The following is a 23827-nucleotide window of genomic DNA, read 5'->3' as shown; positions in this document are numbered from 1 at the left end:
GCTGCGGCCTGGGCGGTTCGCGAGAGCGAGTGGTGGATGGAACTGCGGTTGCTTGGCCCGCCTGAGCTGGCGGTCGGCGGGCAGACGGTCGACATCGGTCCCCCGAGATCGCGGATCGTGCTGGCCGTCCTCGCGCTGCACACGGGCCGTGTCACGCCGATCGAGCGGCTGATCGAGGCGGTCTGGGACACCTCTCCCCCCGCGACCGCACGCGCCCAGATCCAGATCTGCGTCTCGGCGATCCGCCGCGTCCTCCAGGACGCCGGGCTCGCGACGACCGTGCACACCAGGCCGCCCGGCTACCTGCTCGACCTTGGCGGCACCGTGCTCGACCTCGAGCGGTTCGCCGAGCTCGTCGTGCAGGCGCGCGCACACGCCGACGGCGGCGACCTGGACGAGGCGTCGGCGACGCTCCGCACCGCCGACGCCCTGTGGCGCGGGCCCGCGTTCGCCGGTGTGAACAGCGCCCTCGTCCAACGCGCCGCGCTCACGCTCGAGGACGATCGGCTGACCGCGGTGGAGGAGCGCGTGCGACTCGACCTGGCGCTCGGCCGCCACCAGGACGTCGTCGGCGAGCTGCGCGACCTCGTCGACCGGCAGCCGCTCCGCGAGGCGCTCTACGGCGCGCTGATGCTCGCATTGTACCGGTCGGGCCGGCAGGCCGAGGCGCTCGCCGTCTTCCGGCAGGCGCGCACCACACTCGTCGACGAGGTCGGGATCGAACCGGGACCGGACCTGCAGCGGCTCGAGGCCGCCGTCCTCGCACGGGATCCTGCGCTCGACCTGGCCCCGTCCACGGCCGCCGCGCGCGGACGTCCCACCGGCGACGCGGAGCCCGCCGCGCCGCCCGCCGGCGGCACGTCGGACCGCCCCTGGGTCGCGGTCCCACGGCTGCTGCCCGCCAGCGTCGCCGACTTCACCGGCCGCGGTCAGCACCTCCGCGAGATCAGGGAGTCGCTCGGTGGCGACGGTGCCGACGGGGCGTACGCGGTGCGCATCGTCGCCATCGGCGGGCGCGGCGGCGTCGGCAAGACGAGCCTCGCGATCCGTGCCGGGCACGAGCTCGCGGATGCGTTCCCCGACGGCCAGCTCTACGCCGACCTGCGCGAGACCAACATCGACGACCGGTCGGCCAAGGTGCTCACCAGGTTCCTCCGCGCGCTCGGCTTCTCCGGCCTGCAGGTGCCCAACGACCCGCAGGAACGCGCCGAGCTGTACCGCACGACCCTGGCCGACAGGCGCGTCCTCGTCATCCTCGACGGCGTGACCGCGGAGGACCAGGTGGTCCCCCTGCTGCCCGGTGGGCCGGGCTGCGCGGTCATCACCACCAGCCGCCGGCGGTTGAGCGGGCTGCCGGGAGCCCGCCTCGTCGACGTCGACGTGTTCGACACCGACCACTCCATCGAGCTGCTCGCCAGGACGGTCGGCAAGGAACGGATCGTGGCCGAAGGCGACTCGGCCGCCGAGCTGGCCACCTTCTGCGAGGGGTTGCCGCTGGCCCTGCGGATCGCCGGTGCCCGGCTGGCGTCTCGACCCCACTGGCGCATCGCGCACCTCGTCGCCCGGCTCGCCGACGAGGCCCGCCGACTCGACGAGCTCGCGCACCACGGCCTCGAGCTGCGGTCGAACATCGCGCTGAGCGTCCAGGAGCTGAGCGACGACGCGCAACGCCTGTTCCGGCTGTTCGCGCTGGTCCAGGCGCCCGACGCGCCGTCCTGGACCGCGGCCGCGCTGCTCGACACCGACCTCGAGTCGGGCGTCGAGGTCCTGGAGAGCCTCGTCGACGCCAACCTCGTCACCGCCGTCGACTTCCCGGACTCCCGCGGGCAGCGCTACCGGTACCACGACCTCGTCCGCGTCTATGCCGCCGAGCGGCTGGCGAGCACCGAGTCGGCCGCGGAGCGGGAGGCGGCGCTCGCGCGCCTCCTCGGCGGGTGGCTCGCGCTCGCGGAGGAGGCACACCGTAAGGACTACGGCGGCGACTTCACGATCCTGCACGGCAGCGCGCCGCGGTGGCGGCCACCGGACGGAGTCGCGGCGGCGCACATCGATGACCCGTACGAGTGGTTCGAGGTCGAGCGCCGCGCGCTCGTGGCCGCGGTCCGGCAGTCCGCCGCGGCCGGCATGGACGAGCTGAGCTGGGACCTCGCGCTCGTCCTCGTCACCCTGTGCGAGGTGAGGGGCTACTACGACGACTGGCGCGACACGTCCCGCATCGCACTCGAGGTCACCGAGCGCCACGGCAACCGGCGCGGTCGCGCGGCCATGCTGTACTCCCTCGGCAGCCTGGGCTCGCACATCAGGTCGACGGACGAGGGCATCGCCTACATAGCCGAGGCCGTCGAGGCGTTCCGGGCGCTGGGGGATGCGCACGGCACCGGACTCGCGCTGCGCAACCTCACCTCGCTCCGCCGCTGGCGGGGAGACGGCGAGCACCTCAGGTCCCCCGCTCTGGAGGCGGTCGAGCTCCTCAGGGAGGTCGGCGACCGCGTCGGCGAGGCCTCCGCCCTGACGATCCTGGCACATGTGGAGATCGAGTACGGCGATCCCGACCTCGCCTGGGACATGCTCGACCGGAGCCAGGCGCTCAAAGGTGGGTACCGGCGCGGCAGCGTCCAGTCCCGGCACGTACTGGCCTACCTCCAGCGCAACAGTGGCGACTACGACGCGGCGAGGAAGTCCGACCAGGAGGTGCTCACGGTCGTCCGAGAGCTGGACGACCATCGCGGCGAGGCCTTCGCCCTGCTCGGCCTCGGACGCATCGAGCTGGCCGCCGGCAACCTCGCCGACGCGGAGAGGTTCGTCAGGGAGGCACGCGCGGTCGCCGGCTCCATCAACGAGCGCGGAATCCTCTCCGACGCCGAGCGTGCGCTCGGTGAGATCGCCCTCCTCACCGGCGACGTCGACACGGGCATCGCGCGCCTGGAGGAGGCCGCACGCATGTTCGCCGCGTCAGGCGCGGTCCGCACCGTGGCGAGCATCGAGCAGACCCTCGCCGACCTCCGCGCGACACGGGCGGACCAGCGCGAGTAGACGCCGGGACGGTCGACGTGTCAGAACGCCACCCCGACGTTCACTACCCTCGCGTCATGACCATCGTTCGCTCGTTGTTGCTCTTCGTCGTCGCCGCGGTCGCGGAGATCGGCGGCGCGTGGCTCGTCTGGCAGGGGGTGCGGGAGCAACGCGGTTGGCTGTGGATGCTGGGCGGAGTTCTCGCGCTCGGCGCCTACGGTTTCGTCGCCACGCTGCAGCCTGACGCCCACTTCGGTCGCGTGCTCGCCGCGTACGGCGGCATCTTCGTCGCGGGCTCCCTGGCCTGGGGCATCCTGGTCGACGGCTTCCGCCCCGACCGCTGGGACCTGGCCGGCGCCGCGGTCTGCCTGCTCGGCGTCGCCGTCATCATGTACGGCCCCCGCGGCACCTGATGCTCGTCCTCGTCCGGCACGCCATGCGGCTGTGGTGCAGTGCCGCTTCGGCCCCGGCCTTTCCTTCTGTGGACGACCACGTCACCGGTGGACGACACCCGCGCGGGCGCGGGGAACGCGCGCAGGATCGGCGTCATGACCGCGTCACACGCATTCAAGCCCGAACGTCTGCACGACGAGCCTTCGCTCACCGGTTACCTCCATGTCATCGTCGGTCCGCACGAAATGCCGCAGCGTTGCCTCTGGGTCCTGTTCCTCGACGCCGACTGCTGGTCGACACCCGTCGTCGTGGCGATCGACGACATCCCACGGGAGCCGTGTCCCGGTACGGTCGACGGGCTGCTCGGCATGGTGGCCAGCACCATCGAGAGTCGCCTGCCGGGAGGACAGATCGCCCTCGCCCTCGAACGACCCGGGTCACCCTGGCCGCGTGCCGACGACGTCGGCTGGGCACGGATGCTCGATGACGCCGCACGCCGGAGGGACGTAGTCCTCCGCGGCACCTATCTCTCGGTCAAGGGCTACGTCCGCAGGCTGTGACGTCCGGGCTCCCGCGTGGCCGCGGGCCCGGACGTCACAGCACGTGCGGTCAGCGGAACAGGCCGGCGTTCTCGACCGCCCAGGTGGCGAACGGCGTGCCGGGGTTACCGGTGACGTCCTCCACGACGAGCGAGACCGGCATGGGATGTCTCGCCAGCTCGTCCATCCCCTCGTAGTACCACGCCGAGTACTCGCCCATGACCGCCTTCATCTCCTCGACGGCCTGCTCGTGGGTCAGCTCCTCGTACCGCACCTCGCGTCCGAGCGCCGCACCGATCGCGACAACCATCTCCGCTCGGGTGATCGCCTCGGGGCCGGTCATCGTCAGCTTCGCACCGACGTAGCGATCGTCGAGGAGGGCGCGGGCCGCCACGGCGGCGATGTCAACGAGAGCGATCGGTGCGGTCGACGCCTCGGCGTGTGCGTCGCGCACCACGTCGCCCGCCCTGATCTGGCCGGCCCACATCGTGGCGTTCGTCATGAACTCGCCGGGACGCAGATGCGTCCAGGCGATCCCGGACTCCTCCACCGCGTGCTCGACCGCGTAGTAGTGCCAGCCCTCCCGGTCCCCCGCCGCCTCGGCGTCCGCGCCCGACGCCGACAGGTCGACGATCCGCCGCACCCCCGCCTTCGCCGCGAGTGCCGCCACCTCGACCACGGTCCGCGGCAGCGGCGCGAGGTAGAGCACGTCCACGCCCTCGAGGGCGGCCCGCATCGTCTCGAGCCGGCCGAGGTATCCCTCGACCACGTCGACCGAGTCCGGCAGCCCTGCCTTCGCCGGGTCGTTCGTCAACGCCCGCACGGCGGTCGCGCCCGCGGCGAGCAGCTCGTCGACGACGAGCCTGCCGACGTTGCCGGTCGCGCCGGTCACCAGGATCCTCTCCGCGCCGCTCACGACGTCGCCCGGTTCATCATGCGGGTGCCGACGAGCAGGCCCACCACCGCCGCGACCAGCGCCGCGACCGCGCCCTGCCAGACTGCCGCTGCCCCGAAGTCACCGGCGAACAGCGCCCGCTCGGCCTCGATCACGTAGGTCAGCGGGTTCACGTGCGACGCGACCACCATCCAGCCCGGCGCCCGGTCGAGCGGCAGCAGCATCCCGGAGAGGATGAGTAGCGGGAAGACGACGGTCTGCTGGACCATCCAGAACATCCACTCCTGGTTGCGCACGGCGAGCGCCAGCGCGTACGAGAGGGCACCCAGTCCCACCCCGAGCACGGCGAGGATCAGCAGCCCGACCAGTGCGCCCAGCGGGTACAGCCGAAAGCCGAACGGCAGGACGACGGCGACGATGAGCACTGCCTGCACCACCAGCGGCACCATCTCCTTCAACGCCCGGCCGATCAGCAGCGCCGGCCGCGACAGCGGCGTGACCGTCATCCGCTCGTGCGAGCCGGTCTGCATCTCGTACAGCAGGTTGGACCCGGTCATGGACGTGCCGAACAGCGCGACCATCACCAGGATCCCCGGGACGAACCACTGCCACAGCGAGTCCCCTGGCACGTCGGACGTGCCCGCCAGCAGCGGTCCGAACAGACCGAGGAAGATCAACGGCTGCACGATGCTGAACAGCACGGAGAACGGGTCGCGCCACGTGGGGCGCAGCTCCCTGACCAGGACGATCCCGGTGTCGGTGACGAGTCTCATGCTCACCTCTCCCCCGCCGCGCTCGCGGCGACGAGTGTCTTGTCCGCCGCATCGCCGTCCGCCGGCTCCGACTCCCGCAGGCTCCGACCCGTCAGTGCGAGGAACACGTCGTCGAGGGTCGGCAGCGTCAAGGTGGCGGTCGTGACGCGGACGCCCGCGGCGTCGAGGGCCCTGATCAGCTCGGGCAGCACCACCTCGCCGCGGGTCACCCGGGCGCGCACCCGGGCTCCCTCGGTGGCCACCTCGACCGACTGAGGGACCGACGCGGCGATCTCCGCCGCGCGTACCGCCGACGCCTCGTCGACGGTGCCCAGCACGATCGTGTCGCCGGCGAGCTTCGCCTTCAGCTCGCCGGGCGAGCCCTCCGCGATCACCCTGCCGTGGTCGATGACGAGGACGCGCTCGGCCCGCGAGTCCGCCTCGTCGAGGTAGTGGGTCGTGAGCAGGATGGTCGTGCCGGTCTGCGCGCGCATCCGCTCGATGTGGTCCCAGAGGTTCGCCCGGTTGTGCGGGTCGAGCCCCGTCGACGGCTCGTCGAGGAACATCAGCTCCGGCCGGTGCATCAGGCCCATCGCGACGTCGAGGCGCCGGCGCTGGCCTCCCGACAGCGTCCCGACGTTCCGCCTGCCGAGCGAGCCGAGCTCGAGCGACGCGAGCAGCTCGTCGGCGCGTCCCCCCGCGTCGGCCCTGCTCATCCCGTACGCCCGGCCCTGGGTGACGAGCTCGTCCCTCGCCCGTTGGCTGTGTCCTCCCCCGTTCCCCTGCCCGACGTAGCCGATCCGGTGCCGGACGAGCGCCGGCTCCGTCCGCACGTCCGCGCCCGCCACCGTCGCCGTGCCCGATGTCGGCGTGAGCAGCGTGGTGAGCATCCGCAGGGTCGTGGTCTTGCCCGCTCCGTTGGGACCGAGAAAGGCGACCAGCTCGCCCTTCTCGACCTCGATGTCGACACCGCGGACGGCCTCGACGGTCTCCTTCTTCACCCGGAAGTGCTTGGTCAGCCCTCGGGTACGGATCACTGGCGACTCCCGTTACTCAAACTTGGACTCAAACTTGGGTAGGCAAAGAGTAGCCCGCATCCGGCGGATGCGCAAACTTGAGTAACGGGCCGGTCAGCGGCCCGTGGACCTGCTCCGCAGCGTGCCGAACGCGGCCTCGTCGTCGTCCGCCATGACGTACGCGCCGCCCTCGAGGCGCTCGATCAGGCCCTGCGTCCACTCGATGCCGCTCTGGCCCGAGTACGCGACGAGTCCGAACAGCTCGGGCACGTGCCCGGCGCCGGCCTTCTCCCAGGCCTCCTGCTCGTCGGCCTGCAGGCGGACGCCGTCGACCTCCGCGCGGAGCCGGTCGATGCGGTCACGTAGCAGCGCGATCGCCTCGGCGCGTGGCAGCGCGGTGATGAACGCGAGCCCCGCCGTCACCAGGTGCGGGCGGTGCTCGGGCTGGCGCAGCGCGTCGCGCAGCAGCCGCTCGAACTCGGTGTCGCCCTTGTCGGTGATGGCGTAGTCGACGCGCCAGTTGGGGCCGTGCGAGGCCTCGAGCAGCCCTTCCTTCGTCATCTGCTTGAGGGCGTGGTAGATCGAGCCCCACTTCACATTGGCCCAGTCCTCGGCGCCCCACGACACGAGCTCGCCGCGCACGAGGTAGCCGTGCGCGCTCCCGTACACGCGCACGACGCCGAGCACCAGGAGACGCGTCGCCGACATGACCCACAGGCTAGACCCGCACGCACGGCCGATCGCGGCACGGACACGGCCGGGCGTGCCCCTGCTCCCGAGACGCCGGCGCGCTCTATCCTCGGCGCATGGATGCCGATGTGATCGTGGTGGGCGCGGGCCTCGCCGGCCTCGTCGCCACGGCCGAGCTCGCCGCGGCTGGACGCAGGGTGATCCTGCTCGACCAGGAACCCGCGGCGTCGCTCGGCGGCCAGGCCTTCTGGTCGTTCGGCGGACTGTTCCTCGTCGGTTCCCCCGAGCAACGCCGGCTGCGCGTACGCGACTCGGCCGAGCTCGCCCTGCACGACTGGCTCGGCTCCGCGGCGTTCGACGGCGCCGACGACACCTGGCCGCGTCGGTGGGCGGAGGCGTACGTCCACTTCGCCGCGGGCGAGAAGCGCGCCTGGCTGCACGCCCAGGGCGTCCGCTGGTTCCCCCTGGTGCAGTGGGCCGAGCGCGGCGGCTACGGCGCGGACGGCCACGGCAACACCGTGCCCAGGTTCCACGTCACGTGGGGCACCGGGCCGGGGATCATCGCGCCGTTCGTCCGGCGGGTCCACGCGGGCGCCGACGAGGGTCGGGTCGACCTGCGCTTCCGGCACCGCGTGACCGGCCTCACCACGACGGACGGCGCCGTCGACGGTGTGACCGGCGAGGTGCTCGAGGACAGCGACGCCGCGCGCGGCGAGCCGAGCTCACGCGCCGTCGTGCGTCCGTTCGAGCTGCGCGCGCAGGCGGTGGTGGTGACCTCCGGCGGTATCGGCGGCAACCACGACCTCGTCCGCGCGACCTGGCCCGCGCACGCCGGTACACCTCCGTCGGCGATGCTCAGCGGTGTCCCCGACCACGTCGACGGCGCGCTGATCGCCGTCGTCCGCGACGCCGGTGGACGCGTCATCAACACCGACCGCATGTGGAACTACCCCGAGGGCATCCGCAACCACTCACCGGTGTGGACGCGGCACGGCATCCGCATCCTGTCCGGCCCGTCGCCACTGTGGCTCGACGCGAACGGGCACCGGCTCCCCGCGCCGCTGTTCCCCGGCTTCGACTCCCTCGGCGCGCTCGAACACATCGTCCGGGCCGGACACGAGCACTCGTGGTTCGTGCTGAACCAGCGGATCATGGGCAGGGAGTTCGCCCTCTCCGGCTCGGAGCAGAACCCCGACCTCACCGACAAGGACGTCCGCGAGCTCGCCAAGCGCGTCCTGCCGGGCAGCGTGACCCCGGTCGAGGAGTTCGCGCGCCGGTGTCCCGACTTCGTGTTCGGACGCAGTGTCGCCGAGCTCGCCAAGGGCATGAACGACCTCGTGGGCCAGCCGCTCGTCGACGCCGCCGCGCTCGAACGCCTCATCGTCTCCCGCGACCTGCAGGTCATGAGCGGCCTCGGCAAGGACCCGCAGATCACCGCGACCACGGCGGCGCGGCATTTCCTCACCGACCGTCTCATCCGGGTGGCGAAGCCGCACCGCATGCTCGACCCCGCCGCGGGACCGCTCGTCGCGGTACGGCTGTCCGTCCTCACCAGGAAGACCCTCGGCGGCATCGCCACCGACCTCGACGGCCGGGTGCTCGGTCCCGGCGACGAGCCGCTGCCCGGCCTGTACGCCGCCGGTGAGGCGGCCGGGTTCGGCGGGGGCGGTCTCCACGGTCACCGCGCGCTCGAAGGCACGTTCCTCGGCGGCTGCTTGTTCTCCGGACGCCGTGCCGGCCGCGCGGTAGGCGCCGCGGTGAGCTGAGACCGGCGGGGCCGCACGTTCACCTCGCGAGGGGGGTCTGCCCCCACTGCCGACCGGTGCACGGCGAAGCAGAATGGACGGAACGGGACGGGAGGGGTCCGATGCCGCGGGACGAGACACGCCGCAGCGACCGCTTCCGCCTGCTCGGGCTCGAGTTCCTCCTCATCTTCACCGCCGCGCTCGGCATCCCCGTCTTCGGCCTCAGTGTCGGCCTCGCGATCGCGTTCATCGCCCCGTTCGCGGTGTTCATGGTCCCGTGCGTCCTGCTGCTCACGACCCCGTGGACCAGGCGCGCCGGCAAGGCCGCCATCCGCGGGCTGTCGACGGCGCCCACCCCGCTCATCCTCGGCGCGAACGCGATCGTCCGCGCCTACACCAACCGGCACCGGCGCGCGGCGAGCTGGATCCTCAGCTCGGACGTCCCCCGGCCCTACCTGACCTCGCCCACCACCCGCTGGCGCGACCGCCTCGGCACGGTGCTCCGCGACGCCGCCACCTGGCGCGACCTGACCTGGCTGCTGCTCAACGCCCTCGCGGGACTGCTGCTGTGCGTGGTCTCGCTGACCCTGTTCGCCGCGTCCGTCTGGTACCTCGCGGTCCCGGTGATCGACCAGATCGTCCCGGGCATCGACCTCGTGCCCGAGCTGCTGGCCAAGCTGCTCGGCACGCACCAGGTCAGCCTCGTCTCGCTCGGCATGTCCCTGGCGCTGTTCGTCTCGTGGTGGTTGCTCGCACCGCAGCTGATGCGTCTCTACGGCCACCTGGCCCGTGGCCTGCTCGGCCCGACCGAGCGCGCCAAGCTCGCGCTGCGGGTCCAGCAGCTGTCCCAGTCACGGGCCGAGACGGTCGACTCCCAGGCAGCCGAGATCAGGCGCATCGAACGCGACCTGCACGACGGCGCGCAGGCACGGCTGGTCGCGCTCGGCATGAACCTCGGCATGGCCGAGGAGCTCCTCGGGACCAACCCGGACGCCGCACGCGAGCTGCTCGCCGAGGCAAGGCTGTCGAGCCGGGAGGCACTCGCCGAGATCCGCAACCTGGTGCGCGGAATCCACCCGCCCGTGCTCGCCGACCGCGGGCTCGAGGGCGCCGTCCGCGCGTTCGCGCTCGACTCCCCGCTCGCCGTCGCCGTCGACGCCAAGCTGCCCGGCCGGCCGCCCGCGCCCGTGGAGTCCGCCGCGTACTTCGCCGTCGCCGAGACCCTCACCAACGCCGCGAAGCACGGCCACGCGTCCGACGCCTGGGTGGAGATGCGCTACGCCGACGGCAAGCTGTCGATCGTCGTCGGCGACCACGGCAGGGGCGGCGCGGTGGTCAATCCGGGTGGCGGCCTGCACGGCATCCGCAAGCGCCTGGCAGCATTCGACGGGACACTCCTCCTCACCAGCCCTCGGGGAGGTCCCACCGTGATCATCATGGAGGTGCCGTGCGCGTTGTCATCGGGGAAGATCTCGCCCTCCTCAGGGACGGCCTGATCCGCCTCCTCTCCGCCCATGCCTTCGAGGTCGTCGAGGCGGTCGACAACGGACCCTCGCTTCTCCGTGCGCTCACCACACACCGTCCCGACGTGGCCGTGATCGACGTCCGGCTGCCTCCGACGTTCACCGACGAGGGCCTGCGCGCCGCGATCGAGGCCCGCGCCCAGATCCCCGGCCTGCCGGTGCTCGTGCTGTCGCAGTACGTCGAGCAGCTCTACGCCCGCGAGCTGCTGTCCGACCGCACCGGTGGCGTCGGCTACCTGCTCAAGGACCGGGTCTCCGACGTCGTGCAGTTCGTCGAGGCGGTCCGCCGCGTCGCGGCCGGAGGCACCGCGATGGACCCCGAGGTCATCTCCCAGCTGCTGACCACCCACGCCGGTGACGAGCCGATGAAGCGGATCACCGCCCGGGAACGCGAGGTGCTCGGCCTGATGGCCGAGGGACGTACCAACACCGCGATCGCCGGCCGGCTCTTCATCACCGAGAAGGCGGTCAGCAAGCACACCAACAGCATCTTCACCAAGCTCGACCTGCCGCCGTCCGAGGACGACAACAGGCGCGTGCTCGCCGTGCTCGCCTACCTCAACACCTGACCGGTCGGCAGTCGCGGTCCGTCCCCACCCTGCTGGGGTCCCCGGTCGTGGCGCACACCCCCACCGGGGTCCCCAGCCGTGGCGGGCACCCCCGCCGGGGTCCCCGACGAAGCGTGCCGGCGCGCGCGGACGTGGTGCGCCACGACCGCGGCGGTGGCCGCGAGGAAGACGACCTGCAGCAGGGATCGCGGGACGAGTGCGTCCAGCGGTCCCGTGGTGACGCCTTCGAGCGCGGCGTAGACGTTCGCCGGGAACATCGCGACGAGCAGGGCGCCGAGGCATGCCGCCGCCAACGGCGCGGTGGGCCGGAGCAGGAGGCCGACGGCGCCGGCCAGCTCGAGCACGCCGGTGACGGTCACCAGCAGCTCCGGGGCAGGCAGCGCCGGGGGCACCATGCCGACCAGCTCCGCGCGCATCCCGACGAAATGGGCGACACCGGTCAGGACGAACATGGCCGCTAGGCCGCCTCGCAGGGCGACGGGCCAGGACCGGAGGCGCCGGACGCCGAGGGCGCCGGCGACGAGGAGGGCGCCGGTGACGGCGACGAGGACGATGAGCGGTTCCATGGGCTTCTCCTTCGTGACGTGGGGGTGGTGCTCAGCTGTGTGACCGCGTCCACCCCGCCGCGAGGCGCTGCCGGGCGGCGTCGCCGCGCGCGGCGACGGGCACCCGCTCGGTGAACTTCGCCAGCCCCATCTCCGGCGTGCCCGAGTAGATCGACTCGGCCGAGGAGACCGTGTAGGTCTCGTGCCAGACGCCGACCGCGCCAGGGGCGCGCCTGGCCCGGCCGTTGAACGCGGTCCAGGCCGGACGGTGCTCGGCGTCGCGGGCGCTCGCGTAGGCATAGAGCTTCTCGAGCGAGCTCCAGTACTGGATGATGGTCGGGTTCCGTCCCTCCAGGGTCACCCGGTAGCCGAGGAAGCCGGAGTCGGGGTCCTGCGACAGCTCGCGGAGCATCCTCGGCATGGCGAGGAAGGCGGGCAGCCACTGGTCGGGACGCCACAGCCGGTTGATGGTCATCCCGATCAGGAAGACCACGAGCTCGCCCTCGTAGTGATGGGTGGTGCGGCCGGGTGCGATGGTCGGCATGTCGGTCCCTCGGTAGTATTGGATACTGCTACTCTCTAATATTGGAGAGTGTCACTATCCAATGTCAAGGGGAACGCGTGCGCATCTCGGAGCTGAGCCGGACCGGCGGGGTCCCCGTCGCCACCGTGAAGTACTACCTGCGGACGGGCCTGCTCCACGAGGGCCGTCGGACGTCCGCGACCCAGGCGCAGTACGACGAGACGCACGCGACCAGGCTGCGGCTGATCCGCGCGCTCATCGGCGTCGGCGGTCTCAGCATCGCGGCCACCCGGGCGGTGCTCGACCAGCTCGACGACCCGCCGGAGTCGATGCACGAGCTCCTCGGCATGGCCCACGACCGGCTCAAGCCGGCAGACCAGGAGGACGTCGACACCGCAGCGGCCGAGGCCCTGGTGCGGGAGATGGGCTGGCAGATCGACGGTGCCGACCCCGCGTCGCTGCACCGGCTCGCCGAGGCGCTGGCCGCGATCGACGCCGCCGACTTCACGCTGCCGCCGGGGCGGCTGCGCGACTACGCCGACGTCATGCAGGCACTCGCCGACCTGGAGGTCGGCGACGTCCCCACGGAGTCACGCGACGCGGCCGTCCACTACGTCGTGCTCGGCACGATCCTGGCCGAGCCGTTGCTGCTCGCGCTGCGCCGACTCGCTCAGATCAACGCGTCGTCGCGCCGCTTCGCGGCCGGTGCGCGAGAGCCGCGGCGCCGCCGGTCGGTCACGTCCTGACGACGTCGGCGACAACGAGGCCGGTGCGCTCCGGCGGCGAAGGCGAGGGCCACGGGTTAGACAGCGATGAACGAGACTGTGGCGCCGGCGGCGTCCGGCGCGGCGACGAGCAGGGTGTCGCCGAGGGCGCGGAACGGGATGCCGCGGTCGGACAGCAGGGAGCGGGTGGCGTCAAGGTCGGCGACCGCGACGGTGAAGCCGACCAGTGAGGGTACGGCGGGCGGCACCGCCCCCGGGATCAGCACGGGCAGTGCCTCGGGTGAGACCACCCGGACCCGCGACTTGCCCAGGTCGACGGTGTAAACGTCGCTGTCCTTGGTGTGGTCGTGGCCGGTGTAACGGGTGTAGGTGCTGGCATAGCCTGCCGGGTCGTCGCTGCATACGGTGATCTCGACAACGCCGACGGCGCCGTTGTCGTGGCGCTGGTAGCGCTTCTGGAACACCAGCTCAGGGGTGAGGTGCTGACACATCTGGATGAGTGCCTCGGGGTTGGCCTCGGGCGGGAACGCGAACGCGCGAGCCTGCATGAGCTGCTGGCCGTCCTCGGTGTCGACGTTGCGCTGGTACGGCCGGATGTCGTCACTCGGCACGCCCTCGGCGACCAGCCGATCATGCAGGGCTTCCAGGTCGTCGCTGCCGAAGTGCATGACGTGCAGGCCCTCGTAGCGGGCCAGCGACCGGTCCAGGTCGAACCCGCCGCGCTGTTGCGGTGTGATCTGCGCCCAGCGGGCTGGGTCCACGACTGCGAGCATCTCAAGGTAGTTCTCGGCGAAGACGGCGGTGCGGTTGCCGGCGCCGAGCAGCACCGGCTCACCGCCCGGGCGCATCGGGATGCGCGGCAGTGACAGGGGCGTGAACGCGAACCCGAGCTTCTCGTATTGCCCGATGGTGGCGTCCATGTCGCGGGTGATCAGCCCGACGTGGTGGAGGATGTTGGCATCAGCGGTCATGGTGGGTCTTTCTTGTTGGATGGTGGGGACGCGCGTCAGCCCGTCGTCCAGAGTCGGAGTTTCTCGGGGTTGCGTACTACCCAGATGTGCTTGATCCGGTCGCCTGCGATGTCGAACGCGAACACCGTCACGGTGACGCCGTCTTGCTGAGCGACCAGGCCGAGCTGACCGTTGACCGTACGCTCCAGGACCGTCATGTTGCTGGTCGCCCAGTTGGCGATTTCGACCCAGGCGCGCGCGATCTGCTCGCCGCCTTCGATGGGGCGCAGGAAGGTGGTGGCGAGGCCGCCGCCGTCGGCGGTCGCGGTGGCGTCGGGGTCGAGCAGGCCGATGAGCGCGTCGATGTCCTTTGCCTCCCATGCCTGCTTGAAGTCCCGGACGATGCCGGCCTGCCGGGCTGTCGGGGTCGCGGGAGCCTGCGAAGCGCGGATGCGGCGGCGGGCTGAGGAGGCCAGCTGGCGGCAGGCCGCCGGGGTACGGCCGACGATCTCGGCCACGTCGGTGAAGGAGTAGCGGAAGACGTCGTGGAGGATGAATGCGACGCGCTCGGCCGGGGTCATCGATTCGAGTACGACGAGGAAGGCCATGTTGATCGACTCGTCGAGGGTGACTCGGTCGGCCGGGTCGACGGTGGTGCTGCCCGAGCGCCCGGTGATCCACTCCGTACGGTCGGGTAGGGGCTCGGGGATCCACTCCCCCACGTAGGTCTCGCGCCGGGCCCGGGCCGAGCCGAGCAGGTTGAGGCAGATGCGGCTGGCGACCTTGCTCAGCCAGGCGCCGGGAGATTCGATGGCTTCCTGCTGTTGTGGGGACATGGCGTACCAGCGGGCATAGGTCTCCTGTACGGCATCCTCGGCCTCGGCCATGGAGCCGAGCAGCCGGTACGCGAGATTGATCAGCTGACGCCGCTCGCCGATGATCGCGCTCAGGCCCGGGTCGGGCCGGCCGTGTCCTGGCTCGGATTGGGTGGTCATGGTGTCGCCGACTCCTCGGTCGCATCTGCCCTCACCGGTTCGACAAGACAGCGCACCAGAACGTGAGGTTGGCGCGTCGCCTCACATTCCGCTGCGCTGCCTTGTCGAACTGCTGAGACGAACACATCATGCAGCGACCAGCCCAGGAGGCACCATGACCACCCCGATGCCGACAACATCGTTCGCCGACCCGGCGCCCGCGCAGCGCTTGGAGCAGGCGGCCACTGCGCTGACTGCACACGGTTTCACCGTCGAAATCCTCGATGACGCCGCCGCCGCGCGTGCCCGCGTCAAGGAGCTGATTCCCGAGGGCGCGAGCGTGTTCACCGGGGCCAGCGAGACCCTCCGCTTGTCCGGCATCGATGAGGACATCAACACCAGCGGGCGGTACGACGCTGTCAGGCCACGCGGCCTGGCCATGGACCGCGCCACCCAGATGGACGAGATCCGGCGGCTGCTCGCCAGCCCCGACGTCATCGTGGGCAGCGTCGCCGCGGTCACCGAAACCGGCTCTCTTGTGGCCGCCTCGGCCAGCGGAAGCCAGCTAACTGGCTACGCCGGCGGCGCCGCTCACGCGATCTGGGTCGTCGGGGCGCAGAAGGTGGTACCCGACCTGAGCACCGCGCGGCGCCGCGTCGAAGACCATTGCCTCCCGCTGGAGAACGACCGTGCCCAGGCGGTCTACGGGAAGCCCAGCGCCGTCAACCGCCTCCTCATCCTCAACGCAGAACCCCACCCCGGGCGCGGCACCGTCCTGCTGCTCCGCGAAGCCATCGGATTTTGAACCACGAGGAACGGCGTCACCAGCCAACCCCAAACGGGATGATCTTCATGAACGCGGCCGGTGCTCCGTCTACCTCATTCGTGCTGGTGCGATGGGCGAAGCGGGCGATTGCTCTTGAGCGTGGTGAGGAGGCGCCGAGCACCTCTGAAACGGCGGTGAACGACACGCGGCCGTCGATCTGCAAGGCGTGGATCAGGCCCCGGTCCAGGCCGTCGAGGGCGGTCATATCCACCATTCAACCCTGTCCGACGGAAGAAACCTCAAGGTCGCCGGATCGGTCGCAGAAAGCGTGTGCTCGGCCGCACGATCGGGTGACACCCGATCCGCCCTTCACGGGACAAGTGACGGGGCGAGAAGTCGTGGAGGCTGCATGACTCAGACGACAACCCGGCCTGCGCCCGCGGCGTCGCGACGGCGATGGGTCGGTTTGGCGGCGCTGCTGACCGCCGAGGCGATGAATCTCCTGGACGCCACGATCGTGCAGGTCGCCGCTCCCACTATGCGCGCCGACCTCGGCGGTTCGGCCACTGACATCCAGTGGTTCAGCGCCGCCTACACCCTGCCGTTCGCGGTGCTGCTCGTCAGCGGCGGACGGCTGGGGGACATCGTTGGCCGCCGCCGCATGTTCCGCATCGGCGTGACGATGTTCCTGCTTGCTTCTCTGGCCTGCGCGTTCGCCCCCAGTGCTATGGCGCTGATCGGGTTCCGCGTCGTGCAGGGCGCAGCAGCGGCCGCGATCATTCCGCAGACGATCGGGCTGATCAAAGCGATGTTCGACGGCGACGACGTCGCCAAAGCCCTCGGCACCATCGGTCCGGTCATGGGCTTGGCAGGCGTCGCCGGACCCGTCCTGGGCGGCGTGCTCACCCACGCCGATCTGTTCGGCACCTCCTGGCGGGCCGTTTTCCTCGTCAACGCTCCACTGGCAGTAGCCGTGCTCGCGTTGACCGGCCGGATCGCTGAGAATCGTGCGCCGCGGCGGCCAGGTCTTGACCCCGTCGGCACTATTCTGGTCGTCGCCTCAGCCACGCTGATCGTTTGCCCACTCATCGGAACTGGCGACCCCGGCGCTGTCGGAGCGGGCGCATGGACCTGGTTGTTGGTCGGTGCCGGAGTGTTGACCCTCGCAGTGTTCGCCGGACATCAGCGCCGGACCAGCCGCCGCGGCGGCCGGCCATTGCTGGAGACCAGCCTGTTCCGGGGCCGGCCCTTCCCGGCCGCGCTGGCCATCTCGACCCTGTTCTTCGCCGTCACGAACGGGCTCCTGCTCGTGATCGTCGTGCACTTGCAACTCAGCATCGGCGCCAACTCTCTGACCGCCGGTCTGACTCTGCTGCCCTGGTCGGCCGGACTCGGAATCGCCTCGTACGCAGCTGGGTCACGGCTCGTTCCACGCTACGGCGACCGCGTCATGTTCCTCGGCTTGGCCACTCTCACCGTGGGCATCGCGTTCGCAGTCGGCGCCTACTATGCCTCGGACCCCGGCCGGTACCCCGTGTGGCTGCTGCCGGCCCTGGTCGTGTGCGGCCTGGGCGTCGGCCTGTTCACGCCCGCCTTCTTCACCAGCGCCCTGCACCACGTCCAACCGCAAGAGATCGGCTCGGCCGCCGGTCTGCTCAACGCCGTTCAACAACTCGGCGCGGCCCTCGGTGTCGCCGTTCTCGGCAGCCTGTTCTTCCACTATGACATCCCCGCCGCGCCGGGTCAGGCCTCGGTCGCCGTTCAGATCGTCTTCGCCGTTGCCGGTGTCGTCGTCATAGCTTCGGCGACAATGGCCACCCTCATGACCGGACGGCGTGGCGTGCCATATTGATGGCATGCAGACGGTGTACGAGGCCTCGGGCGGCGCAGCCGGGCTGCAGCGCCTGGCCAGCGCATGGCACGCCAGAGTGCTGGCCGACGCCGTGGTCAGCCACGCGTTCAGTCACGGGTTCCACCCCGAGCACGGCCGGCGACTGGCCGCGTACTGGGCGGAGGCGCTCGGTGGTCCGACGACCTTCTCTGACTCCTACGGCGACGAGACCTCAGTGGTACGGATGCACAGCGGCAACGGCCCGCACGAGGAGATGGACCGTCGAGCGATCGCGTGCTTCGATCAGGCGCTGGAAGACGTCGGTCTCGCCGGCGACGATCGGGTCCGCCTGGTGCTGCACGACTACTTCGCGTGGGCGACCACCACCACGATGTCCCGCTATCACCGGTCCGCGGATGACGTCCCGGACGGATTGCGCATCCCGCACTGGTCGTGGGACGGACTCGTCACTTCCTGACGACGAGGTTCTGGCTGTCGACGAAGCGCCCGACGTCGGACGCGAGCATCTCGATCACACCGGCCACGTGGCTCGGCTGCATGATCGTGGACGGGTCCTCGTCGGGCGCGAGGGTGCGACGCAGGTCGGTGGCGCACCGGCCCGGCGAGATGCACACCACACGGGTGCCGTACATCATCAGCTCCTCGCGCATGACCTCGCTCATGTTGATGACCGCGGCCTTGGACGCCGAGTAGGTGAGCCAGCCCGACCGGCCGTTGATGCCGGCGGTCGACGCGATGTTGACGATCAGGTCGAACCTGTTGCCGTGATGCAGGAGCTCCTGCACGATCGTGAACGGCGCGTACAGGTTGACGGCGATGGTGCGCTCGAACGAGCCGAACTCGATCTGCTGGATCGGCTTCGGGTCGGTGTACCCGGCGTTGTTGACGAGGATGTCGACCGTGCCGTGCTGGTGCGCGATCTCGCCCATCAGCCGGACGATGCCCGCGCGATCGGCGAGGTCGATGGTGTACGGGTAGAGCTTCTTGCCGTACGGGTTGTCGTCGTTCAGCTTCTCCAGGTTGGCGGTGAACGCCTCCGACTCCCGCGCGAGCAGCACGACGTCGGTGACGTCGTTGTCGGCGTAGAAGAACCGCCTGACCGTCTCGTACCCGATCCCCTTCGACGCGCCCGTGACGAGGATCGTCTTACTCATCCCAGTCCTCGTCTCCGCCGAGGAGGAGGAACCCGGCGAGCCGGACGTCCGTGCGAGTCGTGACCTTGAAGTTGCGCTCCGCGCCGTCCAGGTAGCGGACGTCACCGCCTGCCACGGCCACGAGGGTGGCGTCCTCGGTGAACTTCACGCCCTCGCGCTGGGCGTACTCGTGTGCCCCGACGAGCGAGTTCTTGTTGAACTTCTGCGGGAGCTGGACGTTGCGCAGCTTGTGCCGCTCGAGGTAGCCGGTCACGCGGTGCGACTCCGGGTCGACCGGTGCCACCGTGAACGACAGTGGCAGCATGTAGCTGACGTTGTCGTACGGCTCCCCCGCAAGCCGCTCGAAGTCCTCGGTCCGCACCAGCGGACGGGCCGACTCGTGGATGATCACGTGCTCGTTGGAGCAGTGCTTCAGCATCACGGCGACCGACTCGTGGCGGGTCTCGCCGGCAGGCACGTACACGATCGGGGTCTTGATCGCGTAGTCGTTCACGATCTGCTCGACCGTGTCGCGCCAGTCGTCCGGGTAGTTGAGGACGATCTCGGTGATCGACTCCACGGCGTCCGCGGCCACGATCGAGTAGACCAGGATCGGGATGCCGTTCACTTTGAGGAACTGCTTCGGCTGGCCCGCGGCAATGCGCTTGCCGATGCCGCCGTTGAGAAGGATCAGGCTGTACATCCCGGCTGATCACACCTTTCCCGACCCGAATCCTTGACGGGCCAAACGCTGTCCTGGCGGGCCGACTCCGGAAGCCTGGCGAGACGGCAGTGTAGAGGGACGCCGCCTCGCGCGGGCCGGCGGCTCGCCACCTGAGCGCAACCGGCTCGTCGCCGTGACGACGCCCACACCCCCGAAAGTTGCGGGTGGCGTCGGGCGACACTCGCCTTTGGTCGGCCGACTCCCCACCTTGGCCCCTGTCTCCGCGACCCCGCCGACAAGTCTGATGGACCCATGCTGCCGCACGAATCCTCGCCGGCTCCCGGCGCGTCCCCGCCGCGGGGGCGACCGGTCGACCGCTCGTCCAGGTCAGTAATGTTGATCACCGACTCGACTCCGCCACCCGCGCCGGTGCGCGCGGCGGCAGCGACGACCTCTCGTCCACCGCTCCTTCGACGACCGACCGGTCAGCAGTCCCTGGGGGAAAGGATCGCCTCATGTTCCACCTGGCCAGGCTGAGCCTCGCCAACCGGACGATCGTGGCACTCGCCGCGTTGATCGTCATCGGCTTCGGGGTCTTCTCGATCCCCCAGCTGAAACAGCAGCTGATCCCGAACATCGAGTTCCCCGCCGCGTTCGTCGTCGCGCCGTACCCCGGCGCGTCCCCCGACATCGTCGAGGACCAGGTCACCACGCCGATCGAGGACGCGGTGAACGGCGTCGAGGGCATCGAGGACGTCACCTCGACGACCGGCGAGGGCGTGTCGAACATCTCGCTTCAGTTCGCGTTCGGCACCGACCTCGACAAGGCCAGCGCGGACGTCGACGAGGCGATCAACCGCATCCAGGGCGACCTGCCCGAGGACGTCGACCCGCAGGTCGTCACCGGCAGCAGCGACCAGATCCCCGCTGTCGTCTTCGCGGTCACCTCGTCCCTGGACGAACAGGCCCTCGCCGACCGGCTCGACGAGGTCGTCGTCCCCGAGCTCAACGAGATCGACGGCGTGCGCCAGGCCGAGGTCACCGGCGTCCGGGAGCAGCAGGTCACGGTCAAGCTCGACGAGGAGGCGCTCCGGAAGAAGGGCCTCGCCGCCACCTCGGTGTCCGAGGCGCTCACCGCCAACGGCACGCCCGTCCCCGCCGGCTCCGTCGACGAGGACACCGAGAGCATCTCCGTCCAGGTGGCGGAGAAGTTCGACTCCGCCGAGGACATCGAGAACATCTACCTCACGCCGCCGGCGGAGCAGGGTCAGCCGCCCCGCGGCGGCGCGGCGCCGAAGCCGGTGAAGCTCGGCGACGTCGCGACGGTCACCATGACCGAGGCGAAGACCACGACCATCACCAGGACCAACGGCAAGCCGAGCCTCGGGCTGCTGGTGACCGCCGCGCCCGACGGCAACAACGTGCTGATCTCCGACGAGATCCGCGACCGGCTCCCCGACCTCACCGACCGGCTCGGCAACGACACCGAGCTCACCGTCGTCTTCGACCAGGCGCCCTACGTCAAGGACTCGATCAAGAGCCTCGGCACGGAGGGCCTGCTCGGCCTGATCTTCGCGGTGATCGTGATCCTGCTGTTCCTGCTGTCGCTCCGCTCGACGATCGTGACGGCGGTCTCCATCCCGATGTCGGTCCTAATCGCACTCATCGCGATGTGGACGGGTGACCTGTCGCTCAACCTGCTCACCCTCGGCGGCCTCACCGTCGCCGTCGGACGCGTCGTCGACGACTCCATCGTCGTGCTCGAGAACATCAAACGACATCTGGCGTACGGGGAGGAGAAACAGCAGGCCGTGCTCAACGGCGTCCGCGAGGTGGCGACCGCCATCACCGCGTCGACGCTCACGACGGTGGCCGTGTTCGTGCCGATCGCGTTCATCAGTGGGATCGTCGGCGAGCTGTTCCGTCCGTTCGCCATCACGGTCACGATCGCGCTGCTCGCCTCGCTGTTCGTGGCCCTCACGGTCATCCCGGTGCTCTGCTACTGGTTCCTCGGCGCTCCGAAGCGCGGCGACGAGGACCCGGCGGTGTTCGAGCAGCGTGCCATCGAGAAGGAGCGCCGCTCGCCGCTGCAGCGGATCTACGTGCCGGTCATCAGGTTCTCGACGAAGCACCGGTTCGTCACCGTCGTGCTGGCGCTGCTCATCCTCGCCGGCACCGGTGCCCTCGGCACGCGCCTGCAGACCAACTTCCTCGACGCGTCGGGGCAGAACGCCGTCACCATCACCCAGGAGATGCCGACCGGCACCAACCTGGAGACGACGAGCGAGGCCGTCGCCAAGGTCGAGGACGTGCTCGCGGACGAGGACGCCGTCGACTCCTACCAGGTGACGATCGGCGGCGACCCGTTCGGCGGCGTGTCCACCACTGGCGCGGCGAGGGCCACCTACCAGCTCACGGTCGACGAGGGCTCCGACGTCATCGCGGTGCAGGACCGGATCAGGGACGGCGTCAACGACATCTCCGAGATCGGCACGGTCGCCGTCAACGCCGGACAGGGCGGTGGCGGATTCGCCGCCTCCAGCCAGCTGCAGGTCGTCGTGCAGTCCACCGACGCCGACTCGCTCGAGGACGGTGCCGAGCAGGTGCGCAAGGCGGTCGCCGGTACGGACGACGTCACCGACGTCTCCAGCGACCTGACCGAGAACGCGCCACGCATCCAGGTCGCGACCAAGCGGTCGGAGGCCGCGCGCCACGGGCTCACCGACGGTGCCATCGGCCAGGCGGTCGCGTCGGCGCTGCAGGGCTCGACCGTCACCCAGATGACGATCGACAGCCAGCAGCACGACGTCGTCCTGACGACCGACGATCCGCCGGAGTCGCTCGCCGACATCAAGGCGCTGCCGCTGCAGACGCCGCTCGGTGAGGTGCGTCTCGACGACGTCGCGACGGTCACCCAGGGCGCCGGCCCGGCGACCATCTCCCACGTCGACGGCTCGCGGAGCGCGACGATCACCGCGACGCCCGGCGCCGAGAACACCGGCGCGGTCACGGCGGAGCTGACGCAGAAGCTGAACGACCTCGACCTGCCCGCCGGGGTGAGCTACAACCTCGGCGGTGTCAGCCAGGACCAGTCGGACGCGTTCACCAGCCTCGGACTCGCGCTGGTGGCCGCGATCGTCATCGTGTTCCTGATCATGGCAGCGACCTTCCGCAGCCTCGCACAGCCGCTGATCCTGATGGTGTCGGTGCCGTTCGCGGCGACCGGCGCGATCGGCCTGCTGCTCGCGACCGGCACCTCGCTCGGTGTCCCTGCCCTCATCGGCGTCCTGATGCTCGTCGGCATCGTCGTGACCAACGCGATCGTGCTCGTCGACCTGATGAACCGCTACCGGGTCGCGGGGATGGGGGTGTCGGAAGCCGTCATCGAGGGCGGTCGCCGGCGCCTGCGTCCGGTCGTGATGACCGCGGTCGCGACGATCTGCGCGCTGACGCCGATGGCTCTCGGCGTGACCGAGAACGACGGCGGCGGCTTCATCTCCCAGTCGTTGGCGATCGTCGTCATCGGCGGCCTGGTCAGCTCCACGCTGCTGACGCTCGTGGTCGTGCCGACGCTGTACACGTCGCTGGAGCTGGGCAAGGAGCGTCGCGCGGCCAAGCGTGCCGCCAGGCGGGAGCGCAAGGCGGTGCGCAAGGGCGGACAGCCGACGCCGGCCCCGGCGCCGGTCGCGGAACCCGAGCCCGCGGCGGAGACCGCTGCCACTCCCGTGGCACCGGTGGTCGCCGCCGTGCCGGCGGCCGACGGCAGCCGGGTCAACGGCCACGTCGCCGCGCCGCCGTGGACCCACGATCGGGTCGGCGCGGCACTGGCCGGGGACAACCCCACCGTGCTCACCCGTCTCGAGGGCGGCTTCGCCGCGATCGGCGACGTGCAGTTCCTGCCCGGCTACAGCGTCCTCCTCACCGACGACCCCGACGCCACCCGGCTCACCGACCTGCCGCGGACGCGGCGGCTGCAGTTCCTCGCCGACGTCGAACGGCTGGCCGAGGCCGTGGAACGCGTCTGCGCCCGCAGGGACCCCGCGTTCCGGAGGATCAACATCGAGATCCAGGGCAACGAGGACGGCTTCCTGCACGCCCACGTGTGGCCGCGGTACGAGTGGGAGCCGGGCGACGTCAGCAACCGACCGGTCGGCCGCTACGGCGACGACCGGTGGCAGGACCCGTCGACCCGGTTGGGGCCGCAGCACGACGAGCTGCGCGCCGAGATCCTCGCCGAGCTCGACCAGCTCGTCTTCGACCCGGCCAGGACTCCCCAGGGCGGGCGCAGGCGCCGCGAGGCCGGTCCGTCCGCCGACGGGCAGCCGGACTCCTCGGTGGACGAGCAGCCCGCGCCGGAGGGCGACCATGCCCCCGGCAGCGGACCCGAGCGGAACTGAATCGTCGATAGGCTCGCCGCCGTCACCGTTTGATCACGTGCACGTGATCAACGTGGACTTCACCTCGTGCCGGGACGAGGTGAAGTCCATGTCGGTGAGGTGAAGCTCCACCGACGACCCTCGCAGCGCACCCGTGAACGGCACCCTCACCATGCCCCGACACG

21 protein-coding genes and 1 pseudogene are annotated in these 23827 nt (G+C 70.7%); 11 read left to right on the top strand and 11 right to left on the bottom strand.

The features are described from left to right. Positions 1 to 36: 36 nt before the first annotated feature. From GEV10_20050 to GEV10_20040, 3 genes are all read left to right on the top strand, one after another. A complete protein-coding gene (locus GEV10_20050; protein MQA80740.1) occupies positions 37 to 3033 on the top strand; it encodes a tetratricopeptide repeat protein in 2997 nt (998 codons plus the stop codon). Positions 3034 to 3089: 56 nt separating this feature from the next. Continuing rightward, positions 3090 to 3425 carry a YnfA family protein gene (locus tag GEV10_20045; GenBank protein ID MQA80739.1) on the top strand — a complete coding sequence of 112 codons (336 nt, stop codon included), beginning with the start codon at positions 3090 to 3092 and terminating at the stop codon, positions 3423 to 3425. Positions 3426 to 3512: 87 nt separating this feature from the next. Continuing rightward, on the top strand, positions 3513 to 3965 hold the full coding sequence (locus GEV10_20040) for a hypothetical protein (protein MQA80738.1): 453 nt from the start codon (positions 3513 to 3515) through the stop codon (positions 3963 to 3965). Positions 3966 to 4014: 49 nt separating this feature from the next. Here the strand turns inward: GEV10_20040 and GEV10_20035 are convergent, their stop codons facing one another. The 4 genes from GEV10_20035 to GEV10_20020 form a co-directional block, all read right to left on the bottom strand. Continuing rightward, positions 4015 to 4842, bottom strand: a complete 828-nt coding sequence (locus tag GEV10_20035) for an NAD(P)H-binding protein (GenBank protein MQA80737.1) — start codon at positions 4840 to 4842, stop codon at positions 4015 to 4017. Positions 4843 to 4856: 14 nt separating this feature from the next. Then, positions 4857 to 5612: an ABC transporter permease gene (locus tag GEV10_20030; protein MQA80736.1), complete on the bottom strand. Its 756-nt coding sequence runs from the start codon at positions 5610 to 5612 to the stop codon at positions 4857 to 4859. A gap of 2 nt (positions 5613 to 5614) precedes the next feature. After that, positions 5615 to 6628 (bottom strand): ATP-binding cassette domain-containing protein, encoded by a 1014-nt coding sequence (locus GEV10_20025; GenBank protein ID MQA80735.1) that lies wholly within the window; start codon positions 6626 to 6628, stop codon positions 5615 to 5617. Positions 6629 to 6721: 93 nt separating this feature from the next. Beyond that, a complete protein-coding gene (locus GEV10_20020) occupies positions 6722 to 7315 on the bottom strand; it encodes a PadR family transcriptional regulator (protein ID MQA80734.1) in 594 nt (197 codons plus the stop codon). A 98-nt stretch (positions 7316 to 7413) separates the two neighbouring features. On the opposite strand from GEV10_20020, the gene GEV10_20015 reads away from it, so the two are divergent. The 3 genes from GEV10_20015 (at position 7414) to GEV10_20005 (ending at position 11134) form a co-directional block, all read left to right on the top strand. Beyond that, positions 7414 to 9063, top strand: a complete 1650-nt coding sequence (locus GEV10_20015; GenBank protein ID MQA80733.1) for an FAD-binding dehydrogenase — start codon at positions 7414 to 7416, stop codon at positions 9061 to 9063. A 248-nt stretch (positions 9064 to 9311) separates the two neighbouring features. Continuing rightward, positions 9312 to 10538 (top strand): sensor histidine kinase, encoded by a 1227-nt coding sequence (locus GEV10_20010; GenBank protein MQA80732.1) that lies wholly within the window; start codon positions 9312 to 9314, stop codon positions 10536 to 10538. Next, positions 10490 to 11134 (top strand): response regulator, encoded by a 645-nt coding sequence (locus GEV10_20005; protein ID MQA80731.1) that lies wholly within the window; start codon positions 10490 to 10492, stop codon positions 11132 to 11134. The genes GEV10_20010 and GEV10_20005 overlap by 49 nt, the downstream gene beginning before the upstream one ends. Before the next feature lie 140 nt (positions 11135 to 11274). Here GEV10_20005 and GEV10_20000 read toward each other — a convergent pair. Then, a pseudogene (locus GEV10_20000) lies at positions 11275 to 11700 on the bottom strand (DoxX family membrane protein). Positions 11701 to 11731: 31 nt separating this feature from the next. Beyond that, entirely contained in the window at positions 11732 to 12223 is a 492-nt protein-coding gene (locus tag GEV10_19995) for a DUF4188 domain-containing protein (protein MQA80730.1), read from the bottom strand. 77 nt (positions 12224 to 12300) lie between these two features. On the opposite strand from GEV10_19995, the gene GEV10_19990 reads away from it, so the two are divergent. Then, positions 12301 to 12948, top strand: coding sequence for a MerR family transcriptional regulator (locus GEV10_19990; GenBank protein ID MQA80729.1), 648 nt, complete (start codon positions 12301 to 12303; stop codon positions 12946 to 12948). Positions 12949 to 13004: 56 nt separating this feature from the next. Here GEV10_19990 and GEV10_19985 read toward each other — a convergent pair whose 3' ends face one another. Both GEV10_19985 and GEV10_19980 read right to left on the bottom strand, forming a co-directional pair. After that, positions 13005 to 13898: a hypothetical protein gene (locus GEV10_19985; protein ID MQA80728.1), complete on the bottom strand. Its 894-nt coding sequence runs from the start codon at positions 13896 to 13898 to the stop codon at positions 13005 to 13007. A gap of 35 nt (positions 13899 to 13933) precedes the next feature. Then, entirely contained in the window at positions 13934 to 14872 is a 939-nt protein-coding gene (locus tag GEV10_19980; GenBank protein MQA80727.1) for a sigma-70 family RNA polymerase sigma factor, read from the bottom strand. A gap of 154 nt (positions 14873 to 15026) precedes the next feature. Here GEV10_19980 and GEV10_19975 point away from each other — a divergent pair, with 154 nt between their 5' ends. Then, the gene (locus tag GEV10_19975) at positions 15027 to 15656 is read left to right on the top strand and encodes a hypothetical protein (protein MQA80726.1); all 630 of its coding nucleotides are present in this window, start codon (positions 15027 to 15029) and stop codon (positions 15654 to 15656) included. A gap of 16 nt (positions 15657 to 15672) precedes the next feature. Here GEV10_19975 and GEV10_19970 read toward each other — a convergent pair whose 3' ends face one another. Next, complete coding sequence (locus tag GEV10_19970) at positions 15673 to 15882, bottom strand: AsnC family transcriptional regulator (protein ID MQA80725.1); 210 nt, start codon at positions 15880 to 15882, stop codon at positions 15673 to 15675. Between the two features lie 144 nt (positions 15883 to 16026). Between GEV10_19970 and GEV10_19965 the strand changes: the two genes are divergently transcribed. Both GEV10_19965 and GEV10_19960 read left to right on the top strand, forming a co-directional pair. Next, the gene (locus GEV10_19965) at positions 16027 to 17469 is read left to right on the top strand and encodes an MFS transporter (protein ID MQA80724.1); all 1443 of its coding nucleotides are present in this window, start codon (positions 16027 to 16029) and stop codon (positions 17467 to 17469) included. A gap of 4 nt (positions 17470 to 17473) precedes the next feature. After that, positions 17474 to 17926, top strand: a complete 453-nt coding sequence (locus tag GEV10_19960) for an oxidoreductase (GenBank protein MQA80723.1) — start codon at positions 17474 to 17476, stop codon at positions 17924 to 17926. Here GEV10_19960 and GEV10_19955 read toward each other — a convergent pair. Further along, on the bottom strand, positions 17916 to 18623 hold the full coding sequence (locus tag GEV10_19955) for an SDR family NAD(P)-dependent oxidoreductase (protein MQA80722.1): 708 nt from the start codon (positions 18621 to 18623) through the stop codon (positions 17916 to 17918). The genes GEV10_19960 and GEV10_19955 overlap by 11 nt on opposite strands. Then, entirely contained in the window at positions 18616 to 19305 is a 690-nt protein-coding gene (locus GEV10_19950) for an NTP transferase domain-containing protein (protein MQA80721.1), read from the bottom strand. Before GEV10_19950 ends, GEV10_19955 begins: the two co-directional genes overlap by 8 nt. Positions 19306 to 19781: 476 nt before the next feature. On the opposite strand from GEV10_19950, the gene GEV10_19945 reads away from it, so the two are divergent. Continuing rightward, complete coding sequence (locus GEV10_19945; GenBank protein ID MQA80720.1) at positions 19782 to 23663, top strand: MMPL family transporter; 3882 nt, start codon at positions 19782 to 19784, stop codon at positions 23661 to 23663. Positions 23664 to 23827: the final 164 nt, after the last annotated feature.

The organism is Streptosporangiales bacterium, from assembly GCA_009379955.1.
Taxonomy (GTDB): Bacteria; Actinomycetota; Actinomycetes; order Streptosporangiales; family WHST01; genus WHST01.
The sequence above is the reverse complement of the archived record's forward strand: the minus strand, read 5'-3'. Positions and strand labels throughout refer to the sequence as shown.